Origin of the sequence: Curtobacterium sp. NPDC098951, from assembly GCF_044759965.1 — a bacterium.
Taxonomy (GTDB): Bacteria; Actinomycetota; Actinomycetes; order Actinomycetales; family Microbacteriaceae; genus Curtobacterium.
In genome coordinates this window covers 70490-88067 of sequence record NZ_JBIWAG010000007.1, presented here as the reverse complement: position 1 = coordinate 88067, position 17578 = coordinate 70490, and the positions used below count along the sequence as shown (strand labels likewise).

The 17578-nt window shown below is 73.4% G+C and carries 20 protein-coding genes; 6 read left to right on the top strand and 14 right to left on the bottom strand.

The genetic code is table 11. The annotated features are described in order from the left end of the window. Positions 1–3: 3 nt before the first annotated feature. Positions 4–174 (bottom strand): hypothetical protein, encoded by a 171-nt coding sequence (locus ACIQUC_RS16640; protein ID WP_187290500.1) that lies wholly within the window; start codon positions 172–174, stop codon positions 4–6. A 98-nt stretch (positions 175–272) separates the two neighbouring features. Here ACIQUC_RS16640 and ACIQUC_RS16635 point away from each other — a divergent pair, with 98 nt between their 5' ends. After that, complete coding sequence (locus ACIQUC_RS16635; protein WP_031262315.1) at positions 273–938, top strand: MOSC domain-containing protein; 666 nt, start codon at positions 273–275, stop codon at positions 936–938. A gap of 15 nt (positions 939–953) precedes the next feature. Here ACIQUC_RS16635 and ACIQUC_RS16630 read toward each other — a convergent pair whose 3' ends face one another. Further along, positions 954–1337, bottom strand: a complete 384-nt coding sequence (locus ACIQUC_RS16630; RefSeq protein ID WP_402269133.1) for an MmcQ/YjbR family DNA-binding protein — start codon at positions 1335–1337, stop codon at positions 954–956. Positions 1338–1474: 137 nt separating this feature from the next. Between ACIQUC_RS16630 and ACIQUC_RS16625 the strand changes: the two genes are divergently transcribed. After that, a complete protein-coding gene (locus ACIQUC_RS16625) occupies positions 1475–1774 on the top strand; it encodes an excalibur calcium-binding domain-containing protein (protein WP_022907130.1) in 300 nt (99 codons plus the stop codon). Positions 1775–1950: 176 nt separating this feature from the next. Here the strand turns inward: ACIQUC_RS16625 and epsC are convergent, their stop codons facing one another. The 3 genes from epsC to ACIQUC_RS16610 form a co-directional block, all read right to left on the bottom strand. Next, a complete protein-coding gene (gene epsC / locus ACIQUC_RS16620; RefSeq protein ID WP_261974923.1) occupies positions 1951–2535 on the bottom strand; it encodes a serine O-acetyltransferase EpsC in 585 nt (194 codons plus the stop codon). Continuing rightward, positions 2532–3470 (bottom strand): cysteine synthase A, encoded by a 939-nt coding sequence (cysK, locus tag ACIQUC_RS16615; protein ID WP_022907128.1) that lies wholly within the window; start codon positions 3468–3470, stop codon positions 2532–2534. The genes epsC and cysK overlap by 4 nt, the downstream gene beginning before the upstream one ends. A 273-nt stretch (positions 3471–3743) precedes the next feature. Further along, positions 3744–4781, bottom strand: a complete 1038-nt coding sequence (locus ACIQUC_RS16610) for a dipeptidase (RefSeq protein WP_402269130.1) — start codon at positions 4779–4781, stop codon at positions 3744–3746. Positions 4782–4825: 44 nt separating this feature from the next. Here ACIQUC_RS16610 and ACIQUC_RS16605 point away from each other — a divergent pair, with 44 nt between their 5' ends. After that, positions 4826–5401, top strand: coding sequence for a GNAT family N-acetyltransferase (locus tag ACIQUC_RS16605; protein WP_402269128.1), 576 nt, complete (start codon positions 4826–4828; stop codon positions 5399–5401). Beyond that, the gene (locus tag ACIQUC_RS16600) at positions 5398–5868 is read left to right on the top strand and encodes an SRPBCC family protein (RefSeq protein WP_022907125.1); all 471 of its coding nucleotides are present in this window, start codon (positions 5398–5400) and stop codon (positions 5866–5868) included. Before ACIQUC_RS16605 ends, ACIQUC_RS16600 begins: the two co-directional genes overlap by 4 nt. Positions 5869–5890: 22 nt before the next feature. Here ACIQUC_RS16600 and ACIQUC_RS16595 read toward each other — a convergent pair whose 3' ends face one another. Continuing rightward, entirely contained in the window at positions 5891–6610 is a 720-nt protein-coding gene (locus tag ACIQUC_RS16595) for a VIT1/CCC1 transporter family protein (RefSeq protein ID WP_022907124.1), read from the bottom strand. A 178-nt stretch (positions 6611–6788) separates the two neighbouring features. Here ACIQUC_RS16595 and ACIQUC_RS16590 point away from each other — a divergent pair, with 178 nt between their 5' ends. After that, entirely contained in the window at positions 6789–7352 is a 564-nt protein-coding gene (locus ACIQUC_RS16590; RefSeq protein ID WP_022907123.1) for a VOC family protein, read from the top strand. On the opposite strand, the gene ACIQUC_RS16585 is transcribed toward ACIQUC_RS16590, so the two are convergent. The 8 genes from ACIQUC_RS16585 to ACIQUC_RS16550 all read right to left on the bottom strand — a co-directional run bounded on the left by ACIQUC_RS16585 (position 7243) and on the right by ACIQUC_RS16550 (position 16409). Next, positions 7243–7953 carry a GNAT family N-acetyltransferase gene (locus ACIQUC_RS16585; RefSeq protein WP_402269125.1) on the bottom strand — a complete coding sequence of 237 codons (711 nt, stop codon included), beginning with the start codon at positions 7951–7953 and terminating at the stop codon, positions 7243–7245. The two genes, ACIQUC_RS16590 and ACIQUC_RS16585, sit on opposite strands and share 110 nt — an antisense overlap. Positions 7954–7957: 4 nt before the next feature. Further along, positions 7958–9361 (bottom strand): LLM class flavin-dependent oxidoreductase, encoded by a 1404-nt coding sequence (locus ACIQUC_RS16580; RefSeq protein ID WP_402269123.1) that lies wholly within the window; start codon positions 9359–9361, stop codon positions 7958–7960. A gap of 125 nt (positions 9362–9486) precedes the next feature. Continuing rightward, entirely contained in the window at positions 9487–9936 is a 450-nt protein-coding gene (gene sufU / locus ACIQUC_RS16575; protein WP_402269121.1) for a Fe-S cluster assembly sulfur transfer protein SufU, read from the bottom strand. After that, positions 9933–11225 (bottom strand): SufS family cysteine desulfurase, encoded by a 1293-nt coding sequence (locus ACIQUC_RS16570; RefSeq protein ID WP_402269306.1) that lies wholly within the window; start codon positions 11223–11225, stop codon positions 9933–9935. The genes sufU and ACIQUC_RS16570 overlap by 4 nt, the downstream gene beginning before the upstream one ends. 167 nt (positions 11226–11392) lie before the next feature. Next, entirely contained in the window at positions 11393–11605 is a 213-nt protein-coding gene (locus ACIQUC_RS16565) for an antitoxin (RefSeq protein ID WP_402269119.1), read from the bottom strand. A gap of 97 nt (positions 11606–11702) precedes the next feature. After that, positions 11703–12995 carry a chloride channel protein gene (locus tag ACIQUC_RS16560; RefSeq protein WP_402269117.1) on the bottom strand — a complete coding sequence of 431 codons (1293 nt, stop codon included), beginning with the start codon at positions 12993–12995 and terminating at the stop codon, positions 11703–11705. 78 nt (positions 12996–13073) lie between these two features. Beyond that, positions 13074–15296: an alpha-galactosidase gene (locus ACIQUC_RS16555; protein ID WP_402269115.1), complete on the bottom strand. Its 2223-nt coding sequence runs from the start codon at positions 15294–15296 to the stop codon at positions 13074–13076. Between the two features lie 129 nt (positions 15297–15425). Continuing rightward, positions 15426–16409: a magnesium and cobalt transport protein CorA gene (locus tag ACIQUC_RS16550; protein ID WP_402269113.1), complete on the bottom strand. Its 984-nt coding sequence runs from the start codon at positions 16407–16409 to the stop codon at positions 15426–15428. Between the two features lie 189 nt (positions 16410–16598). Here ACIQUC_RS16550 and ACIQUC_RS16545 point away from each other — a divergent pair, with 189 nt between their 5' ends. Then, on the top strand, positions 16599–17402 hold the full coding sequence (locus tag ACIQUC_RS16545; RefSeq protein WP_022905669.1) for a tryptophan-rich sensory protein: 804 nt from the start codon (positions 16599–16601) through the stop codon (positions 17400–17402). Positions 17403–17578 lie beyond the last annotated feature (176 nt).

Genomic DNA, 17578 nt, shown 5'->3' with positions numbered 1-17578 from the left:
CTTCTACCGGTGCGGGGTCGGGGATTCCTGTGTGTGCAGGACCTTCATCGGTCCGACGGGTCGCGCCGCCAGCGATCGGATGCGGACCTGCGCCAGGACGTGCTCGTCCCCGACACGGACGGGTGCCGGACGCACGGGGTGCGCCGGGTGGGCAGCAGGTGCGGTTCGGGTCATGGTGGGTTCCTCCATCGGTGTCGTCCACCGATGGGACGGAGCGGACACCCGGATCGTCACACTTCTCCGCACACGAGAACTGCGGCAGGCTTGTGGGCATGTCCCTCGTCACCGCCGTCTGCCGCGTCGACCGCCTGCTGCCGGACTCCGGGACCATCGGCGTGACCGCGATCGACAAGCGTCCCGTCGACGGCCCCGTCCGGATCCGCCCGCTCGGGTTGTACGCCGACGTGCAGGCGGACCGGAAGCACCACGGCGGCGCGGACCAGGCGGTGTACGCCTACGCGGACGAGGACGCGGCGTACTTCGCCGATCTCCTCGACCGCGACGTCCCGCCGGGGCTGTTCGGTGAGAACCTGCGCACCTCGGGCATCGACGTCACCGGCGCCGTCACCGGTGAGCGCTGGCGGATCGGCGAGACCCTCGAGCTCGAGGTCACGATCCCGCGCATCCCCTGCGGCACCTTCGCGCGCCGGATGCGCGTGGACAAGTGGGTGAAGCGGTTCACGGAGGAGGGCCGACCGGGCGCGTACCTCCGCGTGGTGCGGTCCGGACCGGTGTCCGCCGGTGACCCCGTCGTCGTCACCCGCCGGCCCGACCACGGCGTCACGATCGGCCAGCTCTTCCGGGGGCTGACGCCCGAGCAGGCCGAGGCGGTGCTGGCGTCCGGGCACGGTCCGGGGCCCGGCGGCCCGGGGACGGGTGGGCTCGCGCCGAAGGTCGTCCGCGAGGCGTCGAAGGTCCTCGCGCGGACGACCGCCTGAGCGGAGCGCCGACCGTCAGCCCTGCTGCGCGCGGCGCACAGGGTCGATCGGGCGCTTCGCCGCGGGGAGCTTCGCCACGACGAGGTCGTACGCGTTGCCGACGAGGTCCTCGACGAGGGTCTCGTCGAGGCCGTCGCCCGGCGAGAGCGTGATCCAGTGCTGCTTGTTCATGTGCCACCCGGGGGTGATCTCGGCGTGGTCGCGCACCAGGGCGGCGCCGTGCGGTGGCGCGCACTTGAGGTTGACGATCGGGACGTCCCGGAGGACGGACGTCATCACGAACATCTTCCCGACGACCTTGTAGACGAAGGCCCCCTCGCCGAAGGGCTGGGTCTCCACCACCGCGGGCAGACCCATCGCGGTGCGGATCGCGACTTCGTGCAGCATCTCGCCGTCCATGCGCCCCAGCATGCCCCGGACCGCCGACGGCGCGCCTCGGACCGGTCTCGCCGTCGGCGCACCTCGGACCGGTCTCGCCGTCGACGCGCCTCGGATTGGGGTACCCGGTGCCGCCATCCTCGAACTATCCTCAGTCCGTGCACATCACCCGAACCCTGAGCATCGCCGCCGCCACCGCCGTCCTCGCCGCCACCGCCGTCGTCGGCGGCACCTCGACCGCCGAGGCCGCCCCCACCGTCTACAAGAACTGCACCGCGGTGCAGAAGGTCTACTCGGGCGGGATCGCCAAGAAGTCCGTCACGAAGAACCGGGTGACCTCGGCCGGCAAGGTGACGTACCGCGCGCTCAAGGGCACCGTGAAGAAGGACGACGCGCTGTACGCGGCGAACAAGAAGCTCGACCGCGACGCCGACGGGATCGCCTGCGAGAAGAGCTGACGCAGCGCGGTCGCGCCGCCGCGGCCGCGCTCCCCGCGCGGCGCGGCCCGCGACGCCGAGACTCGGCCCCGCGGACACTTTCGCGGTCCCAGTGCCGCGAAAGTGTCCGCCACGGCGAGTCTCGGGCTCGGCGCGGGCCCGCGCCGGCGCGGGCGCGGCGCGCGGCGCGGCGCGGGTCAGAGGGGCGGGACGCCCTCGTGTCCGGAGCGTGGGCGGGCGGTCCCGGCGACCCCGGTGACCACCGACCCCGGCGGGACGTCCTTCGTCACCACGGTGTTGGCCCCGACGACGGAGTCGGCACCGACCGTGATCGCCCCGATCAGGGACGACCCGGCACCGAGGACCACGCGGTCCCCCACCGCCGGGTGCCGACGGGCGCCCGGTCCGTGCTCACCTCCGCGGCCGCCGAGGGTCACCCCGTGGAAGAGCACGACGTCGTCGCCGATCACCGCGGTCTCCCCGACGACGACACCCATGCCGTGGTCGATGAAGAACCGTCGCCCGATGCGCGCACCGGGATGGATCTCGATGCCCGTCGCCGACCGGGCGATCTGCGCGATGACCCGGGCCGCGAAGCGTGATCCCGGCAGGCCCTTCGCGAGCCAGAGCCGGTGCGTGATCCGGTAGGTCCAGATCGCGTGCAGGCCGGAGTACACCACGGCGTTCTCGAGGTCCCCGCGCGCTGCGGGATCACCGCGGCGTGCTGCGGCCAGGTCCTCACGGACGGTCCGCAGCACGCCACGACGTCGGGCTGACGTCACGCAGTGAGCCCCTCGAAGAGCACCGTCGACAGGTAGCGCTCACCGGTGTCGCAGACGATCGCGACGACGCGCTTGCCGACGTTCTCGGGACGCGCGGCGATCTCGATGGCGGCGTGGATGATCGCGCCGGAGGAGATGCCGGAGAGGATCCCCTCCTCGGTGCCGAGGGCGCGGGCGACCCGGAGCGCGTCGTCGAGCTCGACGTCGAAGACCTCGTCGATGACGCTCTGGTCGAGGACCTCGGGGATGAAGTTCGCGCCGATGCCCTGGATCTTGTGCGGGCCGGCCTTGCCCTCGGTCAGCAGCGGCGAGTCCTTCGGCTCGACCGCGACGATCTGCACGCCGGGGACCCGCTCCTTGAGGACCTGTCCGACGCCGGTGATCGTGCCACCGGTCCCGACGCCCGCCACGAACACGTCGACGTGCCCCTCGGTGTCGCGGAGGATCTCCTCCGCCGTGGTCTTCCGGTGGATCGCCGCGTTCGCGGGCGTCTCGAACTGGTGGGCGAGGATCGCACCGGGTGTCTCGGCGACGATCTGCTCCGCCTTCGAGACGGCGCCCTTCATGCCCTCGGACCCCGGGGTGAGGACGATCTCGGCACCGTAGGCGCGGATGAGCGCGCGGCGCTCGACGCTCATGGTCTCGGGCATCGTGATGACGACCCGGTACCCGCGGGCGGCGCCGACCAGGGCGAGCGCGATGCCGGTGTTGCCGGACGACCCCTCGACGATGGTCCCACCCGCCTGCAGCTCGCCGGACGCCTCCGCCGCGTCGACGATCGCGACACCGAGCCGGTCCTTCACGCTCGCACCCGGGTTGTAGAACTCGAGCTTCGCCAGGATCTCGGCGCCGCCCTCCTTCGGGAGGCGGTTCAGCCGCACCAGCGGCGTGTTCCCGAACGCCTGCGAGATGTCATCGTGGATCGTGCCGCTCATCGGTACCGTCCTCATCGGGTCAGGTCGCGTGCCTCCGCCCTGGAGGCACGGCGTGCGCTGCGATCCTAGCGATCGGACCCCGGGTGGTGCTGCCTGTGTGACGCGCGCTGCGCGCCCGGCGCGCACCGCGCCTCCCGACCAACGCCCTGGTCCGCCCGCAACCGTTCGCGCTCACCGACACTTCTCGCGTCCCCGATCGCGAAATGTGTCGCTGCGCGCGAAATCCTGCGCGCTGGACCCGCGCACGGCGCACCGCGCCCGCGCCCCCGTCCGTCAGCGCACGTGCGCCGTCCGCGCGAACCGCTCGTCCGTCGCCTCGAGCACCCGCAGCACGTTGCCACCGGCGAGCGCCCGGAGGTCGTCGGCACCCCACCCACGCCGCTGCAGTTCCGCCGCCAGCACCGGGTAGCGCGACACGTCGCGGAGGTCCGGCGGGAGCACGGGCGTGCCGTCGTAGTCGCCACCGAGCCCGATGTGCGCCGCGCCGGCGACGTCCCGCGCGTGCTCGACGTGGTCCGCCACGTCCGACACCGTCACGAGCGGGGGCTCCCCGACCGATCCGGCGTCCTCCCAGTCGGCCCACGCGCGGGACACGAACTTCGGCACGAAGGTGATCATCACGACGCCGCCGTTGTCCCCGAGGCGGGCGAGGACGTCGTCCGGCACGTTCCGGGGGTGGTCGTTCACGGCGATCGTCGACGAGTGGCTGAACACGACGGGCTGCGTGGCGACGTCGAGGGCGTCGCGCATCGTCTCCGGCGACGTGTGCGACAGGTCGACGAGCATCCCGATCCGCTCCATCTCGGCCACCACCTCGCGCCCACGGTCGGTCAGGCCGCCGTGCGGGTGGGAGCCGGTGGCCGAGTCGGCCCAGGGCGTGTCGTCGTTGTGCGTGAGGGTCATGTACCGCACCCCGAGGCGGGCGAGGTCGCGGAGCACCGCCAGGTCGTCGCCGATCGAGTGACCGCCCTCGGCACCGAGCAGCGACGCGGTGCGGCCGGAGTCGATCGCGGCGCGGACCTCGGCGGCGGTGCGGGCGAGGGCGAGGGCGTCCGGCCAGCGCTCGATGATCCGGTGCGCGAGGTCGACCTGCTGCAGCGTCGCCCGGACGGGGTCGGGGACGTCCGTCGGGACGAAGACCGACCAGAACTGGCCGACGACGCCCCCGGCCCGGAGCTTCGGCAGGTCGGTGTGCAGCGATCCCTGCTCGGAGTCGATGCCCTCGACGCCGGAGTCGTGGGTCTCCCGCCGTTCCCACGGCAGGTCGTTGTGTCCGTCGATGACCGGGAACGGGAGCGCGTCGAACGTCATGCCCTCGACGCTACCGCGGCCCGGCCGCTCGCTAGGCTCGCCCCATGGACCCCGTCACGCTCCGGACCGAGCGGCTGGTCCTCTCGGTCCCCGAGCTCTCCGATGCCGACGACGTCGTCGCGTACGCGACCGATCCCGACGTCGTGGCGTTCATCCCGATGCCGGAACCGTACGGCCACGCCGAGGCGCACCACTGGCTCACGGCCGTGGTGCAGGAGGGCTGGGCCTCGGACGTCCGCTACGAGTTCGCCATCCGACGGTCCGACGACCCCCGGCTGCTCGGGACGGTCGGGCTGTTCGGCTTCGCCGCCGGCGGTGCCGAGATCGGGTACGCCACCCACCCCGACGCCCGCGGGCAGGGCTTCGTGACCGAGGCGGCGGACCGGGTGCTCCGGTGGGCGTTCGCGCCGGCACCCGAGGGGCTCGGACTGGTCCGCGTCCAGTGGCGCGCGATGGCGGAGAACCGCGGCTCGATCGCGGTCGCCCAGCGCCTGGGGCTGCGGTACGAGGGCCGACAGCGGTCCGCGGTGCTCCAGCACGGCGTGCGGCACGACCAGCTGCTCGCCGCCGTCCTGCGTGACGACGACCGGTCGGTCCGCACCGCCTGGCCGGTCCCGTGACCGTCGCGTTCCGGGTCGTCACCGACCTCGCCGCCCCGCCGGAGCGCGTGTTCCGGCTGTCGCTCGACATCGGCGCGCACGAGCGCTCCATGGCCGCGAGCGGCGAGCGGGCCGTCGACGGCACCACCACCGGGACGATCGGGCTCGGTGAGTCCGTCACGTGGCGCGCTCGGCACTTCGGGATCGTGTGGCGGATGACGAGTCGGATCACGGCACTGGAGGCGCCGCACCGGTTCGTCGACGAACAGGTGCGTGGACCGTTCGCCCGGTTCCGGCACGAGCACCGGTTCGAGGCGACGGCCGACGGGACGCGCATGGTCGACGAGATCGCGTTCCGCGCACCGCTCGGTGTGCTCGGACTCGCCGCGGAACGCCTCGCACTGGCCCGCTACCTGCCGCGGCTCATCCGGGAGCGCAACGCCTCGCTGGCGGCCGAGCTCGCCGCCGGCGGTCCGGCCGCACCGTAGCGGAGCGGAGCCGGTCGACGCCTCAGAGCGCGTGCGCCCCGAGGATCGCCCCGGCGGCGTACGTCGCGGCGAGTGCCAGTGCGCCCCCGGTGACGACGCGGATCGTCGCCCGCGTGCGCGGGGCACCGCCGAGCGCCGCGCCGGTTGTCCCGGTGGCGGCCAGCGCCACGAGCACCGCGACCACCGTCACGGCGACGCGCGCGGACTCCGGGCTGAGGAGCATCGCGAGGAAGGGCAGGGCGGCGCCGGTCGTGAAGGTCGCCGCCGACACCCAGGCGGCACGCCACGGGCTGACGACCTCGTCCTCGGCGTCGCGGAGCGCTGCGGCGGCGCGTCGGCTGCGGACCTCGGGGCGCACGAGCTCGTCGGCGACGGCGCTCGCCACCGAGGGGTCGACCCCGAGCGCGCGGTAGTGCGCGGCGATCGTGCCGGCGTCCTCCGACTCCGCCTCGAGCTGCGCCTGCTGCGCGGCCTGGCCGGTGCGCTGCGCGTCGCGGGCCCCGCTGACCGACACGTACTCGCCGAGGGCCATCGACACGGCCCCGCCGACGAGCGCAGCGGTCCCGGCCGCGATGACCGGTCCGGTCCCGGCCCCGGCACCGGCGACCCCGACGAGGACCGCCGCGACCGAGACGATGCCGTCGTTGGCGCCGAGGAGGCCGGCGCGCAGCCAGTTCAGCTTGGCGGCGCTGGCGGTGTCGTGGTCGGTGGTGGGGAGGACGAGGTCGGTTGCGGTCGACATGGACGTCAGGATGCCACGCCGTCGCGAGCGGCGCCAGCATGGTGAGGCTACCCTGATCAGGGGTTTTCTGGTGAGGACAGCCTCACCTCACCTCGTGCGGAGTGCGGGAAGCCGCATCGGGACCGCACCCTCGGCCACCGGCCGGAACGTCCGGTCGCCGAGCTGTCACGATCGTCGTATGAGCAGGGGAATCAGGATCGACCACGTGGGCGTCACGGTGCCGGACATCGACGCAGCCACGGCGTTCTTCGAGGCGGCGTTCGACGCCGTCGTCCTGTACGACATGCGGTGCCGCTCGGAGGAGCCGAACGGCACCCCCGAGGCGCACCGCTACCTCGGGATCCCGTCGACGATGGCGCAGGGCGCGATGCGCATGCTCGCACTCCCGGAGGGGCCGGGGCTGGAGCTCTTCGAGTACCTCGGACCGGACCAGCGCGGCGCGGTGCACCCCGCGGACATCGGTTGGCAGCACCTCGCGATCCACACCGACGACCTCGACGACACGCTCGCCCGCATCGAGGCCGCCGGGGGCACCCGCAACTCGGACCCGCGAGACCTGCGCGGGCTCGAGGCCGGCGAGGGGAACCGGTTCGTCTACACGAGGACCCCGTGGGGATCGACGCTCGAACTCGTCAGCTACCCGACGCCCCAGCCGTACCTGCTCGTGGCGCCCCGGGCGAAGTGGGCCCCGTGGCCGAGTGCGGTGGACGCGCTGCAGTCGCCCCTGCCCGAACCCGCGTAGCCGGAGCCGTCCGGGCGCCGTCCGCGACCCACGCACGGGTGGGCCGGCCGCTCAGCGCGTGCGGGAAGGGCTCGCCGACGGGTTCGAACCCCGCGCCGCGGTACAGCCGGAGCGCCGGCGCGTTGTCGTCGAGGGCGTGCAGCAGGGTCCGGGCGTACCCGGCGGCACCGGCCTCGGCGACGGCGCGCTGCAGCAGGGACCGACCGAGTCCGTGGCCCTGCGCGCGCGGATCGACGGCGAGCAGCGAGAGGTACGCCGCGTCGTCCGGGTCGCCCGGCAGTCCCGTCCCCGGCTCGGTGACAAGCGCAAAGCCGGCGAGCACGGAGCCCGCCGACACAGAGCCGGCGGGCGCGGGGCTGGCGGGCGCGGAGCCGGCGAGCGCGGAGCCGGCGAGCGCGGAGCCGGCGAGCGCGGCCGACGACGGCGACGACGCCACGACGAGTGCGACACGGGCGGCCGCGAACTTCGACCGGGCACGGTCCCGCACCGCCGCCGACCGGGGCACACCGTCCCGCGCCGCGACCGCCGCCGTCCACAGCTCGATGCAGGCCGCGGCCTCGTCCCGGGCGGCGGCCCGCACGACGAACGACGACCCGGTCACCCGTTCAGCGTACGACCGCCTGCTCCCCGACCCGGAACGACGCCCCGCGGTGCTCCGCCGGCAGCCGGTCGCCGCGGCCGTGCAGCTTGTGCCGCAGGGAGCCGGGCTCGTACCCGTCGGGGTAGACCCCGCGGGCGCGGAGCTCCGGCACGACGAACTCGATGACGTCCTCCCACGTGCCGGGTGTCACCGCGTAGGCGAGGTTGAAGCCGTCCACGTCGGTCTGCTCCTGGATCTCGACGAGCCGGTCGGCGATGGTCGCACCGCCACCGACCGCGACGGGGCCGAGGCCGCCGATCGCGGTGTGCCGGGCGAGGTCCCGGATCGTCCACTTCGACCCGTCGGACCCGGTGGCCGCCGCGATGTTCGCCGCCGCCGACTGGATCGCGTTCGACTCGACGTCCCCGAGGGGCTCGTCGAGGTCCCACTGCGACAGGTCGACACCCATCCAGCCGGAGTTCAGCACGAGCGCGCCGAGCTCCGACGCGTAGGACAGGTAGTCCTCGTACTTCGCCTGGGCGAGCTCGTCGGTGGCGTCGGTGATCACGGTCAGCAGCGTGTAGACGCGGGCGGCGTACCGGTCCCGGCCGGCGGCCTCCAGGGCGTCGCGGACCTTCCCGACCGTCACGGCGAGCTGCTCGACGGTCGGCGCGCCGACGAACACCGCCTCGGCGTTCTCGGCCGCGAAGCGGATGCCGCGCGGCGAGGCCCCGGCCTGGTAGATCACGGGCGAGCGCTGCACGGACGGTTCGGAGAGGTGGATCCCGGGGACGTCGAAGTGCGTGCCGTGGTGCTCGATCGGGTGCACCTTGGCGGGGTCGGTGAAGACGCCGGTCTCGCGGTCCTCGACCACGGCGTCGTCCTCCCACGAGCCCTCCCACAGCTTGTAGAGGACCTCGAGGTACTCGTCGGCGACGTCGTAGCGGTCGTCGTGCGAGAGCTGGTCGGTCTGGCCCATGTTCCGCGCGGCGCTCGGCAGGTAGCCCGTCACCACGTTCCAGCCGACGCGGCCCTTCGTGAGGTGGTCGAGCGTCGACATGCGCCGGGCGAACGGGTACGGGTGCTCGTAGGCGGTCCCGGCGGTGATCCCGAAGCCGAGGTGCTCGGTCACCGACGCCATCGCGGAGACGAGCAGGATCGGATCGTTCACGGGGACCTGCGACCCGGTGCGGAGCGCGGCCTCGTTCGAGTCGCCGTACACGTCGTAGGTGCCGAGGACGTCGGCGATGAAGATGCCGTCGAAGTTCCCGCGTTCGAGGAGCTGCGCGAGGCCGGTCCAGTAGGACAGGTCGTTGTAGTGACGGGACCGGTCGCGCGGGTGGCGCCAGAGCCCGGAGGACTGGTGCGCCACGCAGTTCATGTCGAAGGCGTTGAACCGGATCTGGCGGTGCTCGCTGTTCGTGCTCACGGCCGTGACGCTACGGCTCGTTCCCCCGTGCGTCACGCATGGTGACGAACCGTGACGCGCGGACTGCGGTCCAGGAGGGACGGTGCGGGCCCGACCCGCGCCTCCCGGACCGCAGACCGGTCGCGTCAGGAGCGCGTGGTCGCCTCGCGCGCGGCGGCCTCGGCCGCCACCCACGCGAGCATCCCGCACTTGACCCGCATGACGAACTTCGAGACTCCGTGGAAGGCGATGAGGTCCTCGAGCACGTCCTCGTCCGGCTCGCCGGCAGCCCGGGACCGCATCATGGTGCGGAACTCCTCGGTGAGGGCGAGGAGCTCGGGCACCGTGCGGCCGACCGCCATGTCCGTGAGGACCGACGCCGAGGCCATCGAGATCGAGCAGCCGTCCCCCTGCCACGCGAGTGCGGCGATGCGCTCGGTCCCCGGCTCGAGCCGGACGCGCACGGTGATCTCGTCGCCGCAGGTGGGGTTGCGCTCGAAGTGCTCGGCGTCGGCGTCGGGCAGCTCGCCGTCGCCGTGCCGGGCCTTCGCGTGGTCGAGGATGACCTGCTGGTAGAGCGAGTCGAGGGCGTTCACGCGGTGGCTCCGAAGTAGTGGCGGACCTCGCCGACGGCGGTGAGGAACCGGTCGACGTCCTGCTCGGTCGTGTAGACGTACGTGCTCGCCCGGCTCGTGGCGACGAGGCCGAGGCGGCGGTGCAGCGGCTGGGCGCAGTGGTGGCCGGAGCGCACGGCGATGCCCTGGGCGTCGAGGTACTGGGAGACGTCGTGGGCGTGCACGCCGTCGACGTCGAACGACACGAGTCCTGAGCGCGGCACACCGGCCGGCGGACCGACGGCCCGGATCCCCGGCACGGCGGCGAGTCCGGTCAGCATGCGTTCCGCGAGGTGTTCCTCGTGCGCGCGGATCCGCTCCGTGCCGATGCCCTGCAGGTACCGCACGGCCTCGGCGAGGGCGACGGCCTGCGAGACGGGCTGCGTGCCGGCCTCGAACCGCTCGGGCGCCGGCATGTACTCGGAGCCCTCCATCGTCACCGTGGTGATCATCGAACCACCGGTGCGGAACGGCGGCAGGGCGTCGAGCAGCTCGTGGCGGCCCCAGAGCACGCCGATGCCGTTCGGCCCGAGCATCTTGTGGCCGGAGAACGCCGCGAAGTCGACGCCGAGCTCCTGCACGTCGAGCGGTCGGTGCGGGGCCGACTGGCACGCGTCGAGCACCACGAGCGCACCGTGTGCGTGGGCGGCGGCGACGACGGCCGACACCGGGGCGATCATGCCGGTCACGTTCGAGACGTGGGCGAAGGCGACGACCTTCGTCCGGTCGGAGACCAGTGCGGCTGCGGCCTCGGCCGTCCAGGTGCCGTCGTCGGCGACCGGGACCCAGCGGAGGGTCGCGCCGGTCAGCGCGGCGAGCTCCTGCCACGGCACGAGGTTCGCGTGGTGCTCGGCCTCGGTGACGAGGATCTCGTCCCCGGCTGCCAGCCGGAACCGCTCGGCGTCGACGCCGCCGCGACCACGGCTGGCGTTCGCCATGCCGTAGGCGACCAGGTTCAGGGCGTCGGTGGCGTTCGCGGTCCAGACGACCTCGGACGGCGTCGCGGCACCGATGAACCCGGCGACCGTGGCACGGGCGTCCTCGTACGCGTCGGTGCTCAGGGCGGCGAGGGTGTGCGCACCGCGGTGGACGGCGGCGTTGTCGTGCTCGAGGAACCGGCGTTCGGCGTCGAGGACCTGCCGGGGTCGTTCGGCGGTGGCCCCGGAGTCGAGGTAGGCGAGCGGGAACCCGTTGACCTCCTGCTGGAGGATCGGGAAGTCCTGCTTGATCGCCTCGACCTCGGACTCGGTGAGCGGTTGGTGCGGCGCCACGACAGTCACCCGTCAATCGTGGTCTGCTCGCGGCCAGGAGTCCAGTCGGACGGGCACCGCTGACGGCGAACGGCCCCGGACACGTGGTCCGGGGCCGTTCGCACGGTGCGCGGGAAGCGCGTCACTCGTCGCGCGGGAAGCGCGTCACTCGTCGCGCGGGAAGCGCGTCACTCGTTGCCGACCTGCTTGTCCGCGGCGTCGCGGGCGCCGTCGATCTTGTCGTCGAACTTGCCGCCGGTCGCCTTCTTCACGGCGTCGGCGACACCGTCGAGCACCTTGTCGCTGATCCCCTCGGCCTTCTCGCTCTTCAGGGCGTCCTGGACCTTGCCGTCCTTCAGGAACTCCTGGGCCTTCTTGGTGATGTCGTCGAACCCCGCCATCGGTCACTCCTCGTCTCGGGGACGGAACCGGACGCCCCGTCGTGCGGCCGATCGTAGGCGCGCCGGACGAGCCGCGCACCGGATCGTGACGAACTGTTCAGACCATCTGCGCGCTGCGACGACGGGCGAGCACGTAGCCGACCGCGACCGAGCCCGAGACCGCCAGGAGCGACGGGATGAGGATGTCGGTGCCCTGCTGGGTGAACTCGACGACGAGCACGAGCGCGGTGAAGGGCGCCCGCATGGTGGTTGCGAGGAACGCCGCCGCGCCGATGAACGCGAACGCGGTGAGGCTCGGTCCGTCGGTCGGCCAGAGCAGGAGCCACAGGCCGCCGAGGCCGCCGCCGACGGCCGAACCGATCGCGATGGACGGGGTGAGCGTGCCGCCGACCGCACCCGCCCCGATGGTCGCCGAGGTCGTGATGGTCCGGACGACACCGAGCGCGAGCAGGAACAGGATCGGGGACAGCCCCGCGACCGATCCGTCGTCGAGCGAGGTGTTCATCGCGAGGACGCCGAGCGCCCGGCCGTTGCCGAGGATCTCCGGGAAGGGGACGGCGATGAGGCCGACCATCGCGAACACGACCGGCAGCACCACGAGCAGCCGCCACCCCTTCGGTGCGATCCCCTGCAACCGGTTCGTGAGCTTCACGAAGCCGACGCCGGCGAACCCGAGCACCGGTCCGACGAGCACGGCCCAGACGAGCAGGGACGACGAGAGGTGCATGGAGGGCACGTGGTAGAGCACCTCGTCCGGGATCACGAGACGCGCCACGAAGGCCGCGATCGCGCTCGTCGCGAAGGCCGGCAGGGCGGTCGCGAACGTGAGCTCGCCGAGCAGCACCTCGACCGCGAACAGGGCACCGCCGAGCGGGACGTCGTACACCGCCGCCAGGCCGGCAGCGGCGCCGCACGCGACGAGGATCTTGGTCTCGCGGGCGGTCAGCCCGGCCCGGGCGGTGACGAGCTGGGACAGCCACGCCCCGATCTCGCGCGGCGCCACCTCTTTTCCGATCGACGCTCCGAGCCCCACGGCGAGGATCTGGACGCCGGCGTTGGCCACCGTCGCGAGGGCGGGCATCCGCTTCCCGCCGACGGCAGCGGGCACCGAGACCACCGGACGGCCCCAGCGTCGGAGTGCCCACCAGGCGACACCGGTCAGGACGCCGGCGGCGAGGAGCGCCAGGAAGCGGTTCAGCGCGCTCGGGGCGTCCGCCGCCTCGAGGTGGCCGCCGAACGGGTAGCCGAACGCGACGAACTGGATGAGCTGCAGCGCGAGCCACACCGAGACGCCGGCGATCCCGCCGGCCACCCCGACGAGTCCCGTGACGACCGCGAGCTTCAGGGCCCAGACCGGCGTGGCACGTGTCGCGTGTCCGGGGTGCGGCATGACCGGAAGCCTACCGGGCGCGCCACGCGGCCGAGGCGACCCGCAGCGCCCGGCCGCGCCGCGCCTCCTGGCCGCTGCTCAGACGGCCGTGAGCCGGAACGGCACCACGCAGTCCGCCGGGACCAGCGGTGGCTGCACGCCCACGGTCTCGAGCGTGCGGCCGCGGAAGACCCGGTCCCCCGACCACCACGGCGGTGCGACGACGCCGAACCCCGCGCCGACGACGACCGGGTCGACCCGGTACGAGGTGTCCGGGTCGAGCCCGCGGAACGTCAGGCGCCCGGAGCCGGACACCTCGGACCGGCCGACGCTCGCGAGGAAGAAGACCGCGCGCTGCCGGTCCGGGGCGACGGTGCCGTACACGAGCCGGGAGTCGTCGACCTCGTCCATCCGCACGAGGTCCCCGCCGTGCAGCAGCGGGCGCCACTCGCGGTGGAGGGCGATCCACTCGGCGAGCGCCGACTCCTCCTCCGGGGTGGCCTCGACGAGGTCCCACTCGATGCCGAAGTGGCCCGTGATCGCGGTGCCGGCGCGGAACGCCAGGTCGTGCACGCGGCCGGTGGAGTGGTTCCGCCCGCTGGCGACGTGCGCGCCGAGCAGCTCCGGCGGCAGGAGCTGCTGGGTCCACCGGTGCATCTGCTGTCGTTCGAGCGGGTCGATGTCGTCGGACACCCACACCCGGTCGGTGTGCTCGATCACGCCGAGGTCGACGCGCCCGCCGCCCGACGCGCAGGACTCGATCTCGAGCGTCGGGAACCGTTCCTTGAGCGTCGCCATGAGCCGGTAGGCGGCCAGCGTCTGCTCGTGCACGGCCGCGCCCCCGCCCGCGTGCCCGGCCTCGACGAGGTCCCGGTTGTGGTCCCACTTGACGTACTCGATGCCGTACTCGCCGATGATCGCGGTCATCCGTTCGAGCACGTACGCGAAGGCCTCGGGGACCGCGAGGTCGAGGACCTGCTGGTCGCGGGCACGCACGGGCAGCCGCCCGTCGGCCTGCAGGATCCACTCCGGGTGCGCCCGGGCGAGGTCGCTGTCCTCGTTGACCATCTCGGGTTCGAACCAGAGGCCGAACTGCATGCCGAGCGCCCGCACGCGGTCGACGATCGGGCCGAGCCCGTCCGGCCACACCGCGTCGTCGACGTACCAGTCGCCGAGGCCGGCGTGGTCGTCACGGCGGCCCCGGAACCAGCCGTCGTCGAGCACGTACCGCTCCACCCCGATCCGGGCGGCACGCTCGGCGAGGTCGGTCAGGCGGGCGAGGTCGTGGTCGAAGTAGACGGCCTCCCAGACGTTGAGGGTGGTCGGGCGCGGGGTCGTCGGGTGCTGCGGACGGCTCCGGAGCCAGCGGTGGAAGCGGGCGGCCTGGTCGTCGAGGCCGTCCCCGTACGCGGCGTAGACCCAGGGGCCCTCGTACGTCTCGTCACGCCCGAGCCGGACCTCGCCGGGCAGCAGCAGCTCACCGCCGCCGAGGACCTGCCGTCCGGTGGCCAGGCGCTCGGCCGCGTGCCGGTGGTTGCCGCTCCAGGCCGTGTGGACGCCCCAGACCTCGCCGCGGGCGAAGCCGAACCCGGGGACGCCGACGCTCAGGACGGTCGCGGCGTCGTGGCCGGTGCGCCCCTTGCGGCTCTCGCGTTCGTGCGTGCCCACGACGAGTTCGCGGCGCTGCGGTGTGCGCTCCTTGCCCCAGCGCCCGGCGAAGTCGAGGACCTCGCGGGCACGGGACGGGACCGGCAGTGCGACGGTGAGGTCGTCGAGCGTGTACACGCCGTCCGCGGTGTTCGTGACGGCGGCACGCGTGCGGACGAGTCCGGACGCGAGCATCTCGATCGTCAGGCGCAGGCGGAGCCCGGCGGTGGTGTCCTCGGCGTCGGCGACGACGCTGGCGGCGGGGCCGGCCGGGGCCTCGGCGTCCGTACCGACCCGGGCCGCGGGGCGGGCCGGGTCCGACGCGCCGGTCGTGTCCCGGGCGGCGGAGCCGGCCGGGTCCGCCGTCGTGTCGGTCACCTCGAGCGCGGTGACGGTGAACGCCGGTGACCAGTCCCGGCCGTCCCGGTGCCCGGTGAGGCCCGGCCGTCCCGTCCAGCCGCGGTGCGGCTCCGGCAGGACGGCCACGCGGACGGGGTGGTCCGGCTCGCTGCCCGCGAGCGGCAGGACGTCGGCGTCCGCGAGGGCCGCGAGCTCGGTAGCGTCGAGCGGCCCGAGCGCGGCGCCCCAGTGCACGACGGCCGGCAGCGCGTGGTCACGGCAGTCGAGGACGAGCGAGACGCCCCCGGCAGAGAGGTGGACGAGGTCGTTCGGCATGTGGGCTCCAGTCGGCGACGGTGACGGCTCCAGCAGTCTCGCGCTCTGGGAGCGCTCCCAGCAACACGACGCGCGCAGATGCCCCGGGGGCGCACACGAACTGGAGCAGGGATCGCACACGGATGCGCGTCAGAACCAGCGCTTCACCTTGAACGCGACGTAGAGGGCCGCCGCGAACACGACCATCGCCACGATCGCCAGCGGGTACCCCCACCGCCACTGCAGCTCGGGCATGTGCGTGAAGTTCATGCCGTAGATCGCCGCGATGAGCGTCGGGGCGAACAGGATCGCCGCCCAGCCCGAGATCTTCTTCGTGTCGTCGTTCTGCTTCTGCGCCGCGAGGGTCGAGTCGACCGTCAACGCGTTCTGCAGCAGCTGCCGGAAGGTGTCCAGCCGCTCGACCGTGCGGATGGCGTGGTCGAGGACGTCGCGGAACCGACGCTGCATCTCCACCGGTAGGTGGTACTTCTCGGCCCCGCGGTGCAGGTTCTCGATGATGTGGATGAGCGGTCGGGCCGCGCGCTGGAAGTCCACCACCTCGCCGAACAGCTCGTAGATGCGGCGCGAGACCCCGGCCTCGCCCGCGAACAGCTGGTCCTCGATCTGGTTGATGTCCTCCTCGAGGCCGTCGATCACCGGCAGGTAGCCGTCGACGATCGAGTCCATCAGCGCCCAGAGCTGCGCCTGCGGCCCCACGGTCACGAGCCCCGGCTTGCCACTCATCCGCTGCAGTGCCCGCGGGACGGTCTGCCTGCCGCGCGGATCGGCCTTCACGACCACCAGGAAGAACTCCTCGCCGACGAAGGCGTGCACCTCGCCGAACGCGACCTCCTCCTGCTGGTCGTTGTACAGGGCGGGCTTCAGGACGGCGAACAGCGTCGAGCCGTAGCGCTCGAGCTTCGGGCGCTGGTGCCCCTCGGCGGAGTCCTCGACCGCGAGTTCGTGCAGGCCGAGGGCCACCGCGACGTCGCCGAGCTCCTGGGCGTCGGGCTGGTGCAGCACGATGCACGCGCTGGCGCCCTGGTCCTCGAGCATCCGGAAGGTGTCGTCGAGCGACGGACTCGCGATCGGGGCGATCCGGTCGACGTAGACGGTGTTCAGCTCGACAGACACGACACCACCGTACGCAGGGTGAGCGCGCGGCGGTCGGACGCGACCGACGTGCGGGCCAGGAGGCGCGGGTCGGGCCCGCACCGCGCCTCCAGTCCGGTCCGTCCCCCGCCGGCTGGACGTGCGCTGCCCGCCGGTCTCGGCCACGCGCCTACGGTGCAGGTCATCAGCATGCTGACGAAAGGGACTGTCATGAAGAGGATCTGGAAGCGGATCGCGGTCGCGGTGAGCGCGGTCGTCGCGGTGGTCGGCGCGTTCGTCGGCTCGGGAGCCGCTGGCGGGACGCCCATCCAGGACGCTGCCGGCGGAGCACTGTCGGCCTCGTCGACGGCGATCGCGCCGGACGGGCCGGCGTTCTCGATCTGGAGCGTCATCTACGTCGGGCTGCTCGCCTACGCCGTCCGGCAGTGCTTCCGCACCGCCGACGACGAGCGTCACGCCCGACTGACCGTGCCGGCGGTGCTGTCGCTGCTGCTCAACGCCGCGTGGATCCTGTCGGTGCAGTTCGGGTTCCTGTGGCTGAGCGAACCGATCATCGTCGCGCTGCTCGCCGTGCTCGTCTGGACGTTCGTGCTGCTGCGTCGCTCGCGGCCGTCCGGCATCGTCGAGGCGATCGTCACCGACGGCACGTTCGGGCTCTACCTCGGGTGGGTGTGCGTCGCCACGGCGGCGAACACGGCCGCGGTGCTGACCGCCGCGGGCTTCCGGGGCTTCGGGCTGTCGCAGGACGTGTGGGGCGTGGTGGTCGCACTCGTGGCCGGGCTGGTCGGGGTGCTCCTCGCCGTGTGGGGTCGCGGGCGCCTGGCTCCGACGGCGTCGCTCGCGTGGGGGCTGGCGTGGGTCGCGGTGGCGCGGCTCGACGGGCCGCTGGTGTCGACGCCGACCGCCGTCGCGGCGGTGGTGGCGGCGGCTGCGGCCGTCGTCGTGACGCTCGTGGTGCGGGCCCGTGCCGGGTGGCGCGGCGCGGCTGCGCCGGCGCGCGTCGCGGCCGCCTGACGCGGCGGCCGGCGGCCGGCGGCCGGCCAGCCGGCCTGCTGCCGCCACCCGCTGACGGTTTCGCGCTGAGCGACAGTTCACGGCCCGCAGGCCGCGGGGACGGGGGCGCCGCCCGGAACGACCGCGCCGCCCCCCCCGCGGGCGGGCCGCCGCGCCCCCCGCGCCCGGCCCGCCAC

Excerpts from the sequence above, each read along its gene's own strand:
- ACIQUC_RS16630 (WP_402269133.1), bottom strand. The coding sequence starts at position 1,337 with ATGGACGGCGAGATGCTGCACGAAGTCGCGATCCGCACCGCGATGGGT.
- ACIQUC_RS16590 (WP_022907123.1), top strand. The coding sequence starts at position 6,789 with ATGAGCAGGGGAATCAGGATCGACCACGTGGGCGTCACGGTGCCGGAC.
- ACIQUC_RS16640 (WP_187290500.1), bottom strand. The coding sequence starts at position 174 with ATGACCCGAACCGCACCTGCTGCCCACCCGGCGCACCCCGTGCGTCCG.
- ACIQUC_RS16605 (WP_402269128.1), top strand. The coding sequence starts at position 4,826 with ATGGACCCCGTCACGCTCCGGACCGAGCGGCTGGTCCTCTCGGTCCCC.
- ACIQUC_RS16555 (WP_402269115.1), bottom strand. The coding sequence starts at position 15,296 with ATGCCGAACGACCTCGTCCACCTCTCTGCCGGGGGCGTCTCGCTCGTC.
- ACIQUC_RS16545 (WP_022905669.1), top strand. The coding sequence starts at position 16,599 with ATGAAGAGGATCTGGAAGCGGATCGCGGTCGCGGTGAGCGCGGTCGTC.
- ACIQUC_RS16595 (WP_022907124.1), bottom strand. The coding sequence starts at position 6,610 with ATGTCGACCGCAACCGACCTCGTCCTCCCCACCACCGACCACGACACC.
- cysK (WP_022907128.1), bottom strand. The coding sequence starts at position 3,470 with ATGAGCGGCACGATCCACGATGACATCTCGCAGGCGTTCGGGAACACG.
- ACIQUC_RS16635 (WP_031262315.1), top strand. The coding sequence starts at position 273 with ATGTCCCTCGTCACCGCCGTCTGCCGCGTCGACCGCCTGCTGCCGGAC.
- ACIQUC_RS16565 (WP_402269119.1), bottom strand. The coding sequence starts at position 11,605 with ATGGCGGGGTTCGACGACATCACCAAGAAGGCCCAGGAGTTCCTGAAG.
- ACIQUC_RS16610 (WP_402269130.1), bottom strand. The coding sequence starts at position 4,781 with ATGACGTTCGACGCGCTCCCGTTCCCGGTCATCGACGGACACAACGAC.
- ACIQUC_RS16560 (WP_402269117.1), bottom strand. The coding sequence starts at position 12,995 with ATGCCGCACCCCGGACACGCGACACGTGCCACGCCGGTCTGGGCCCTG.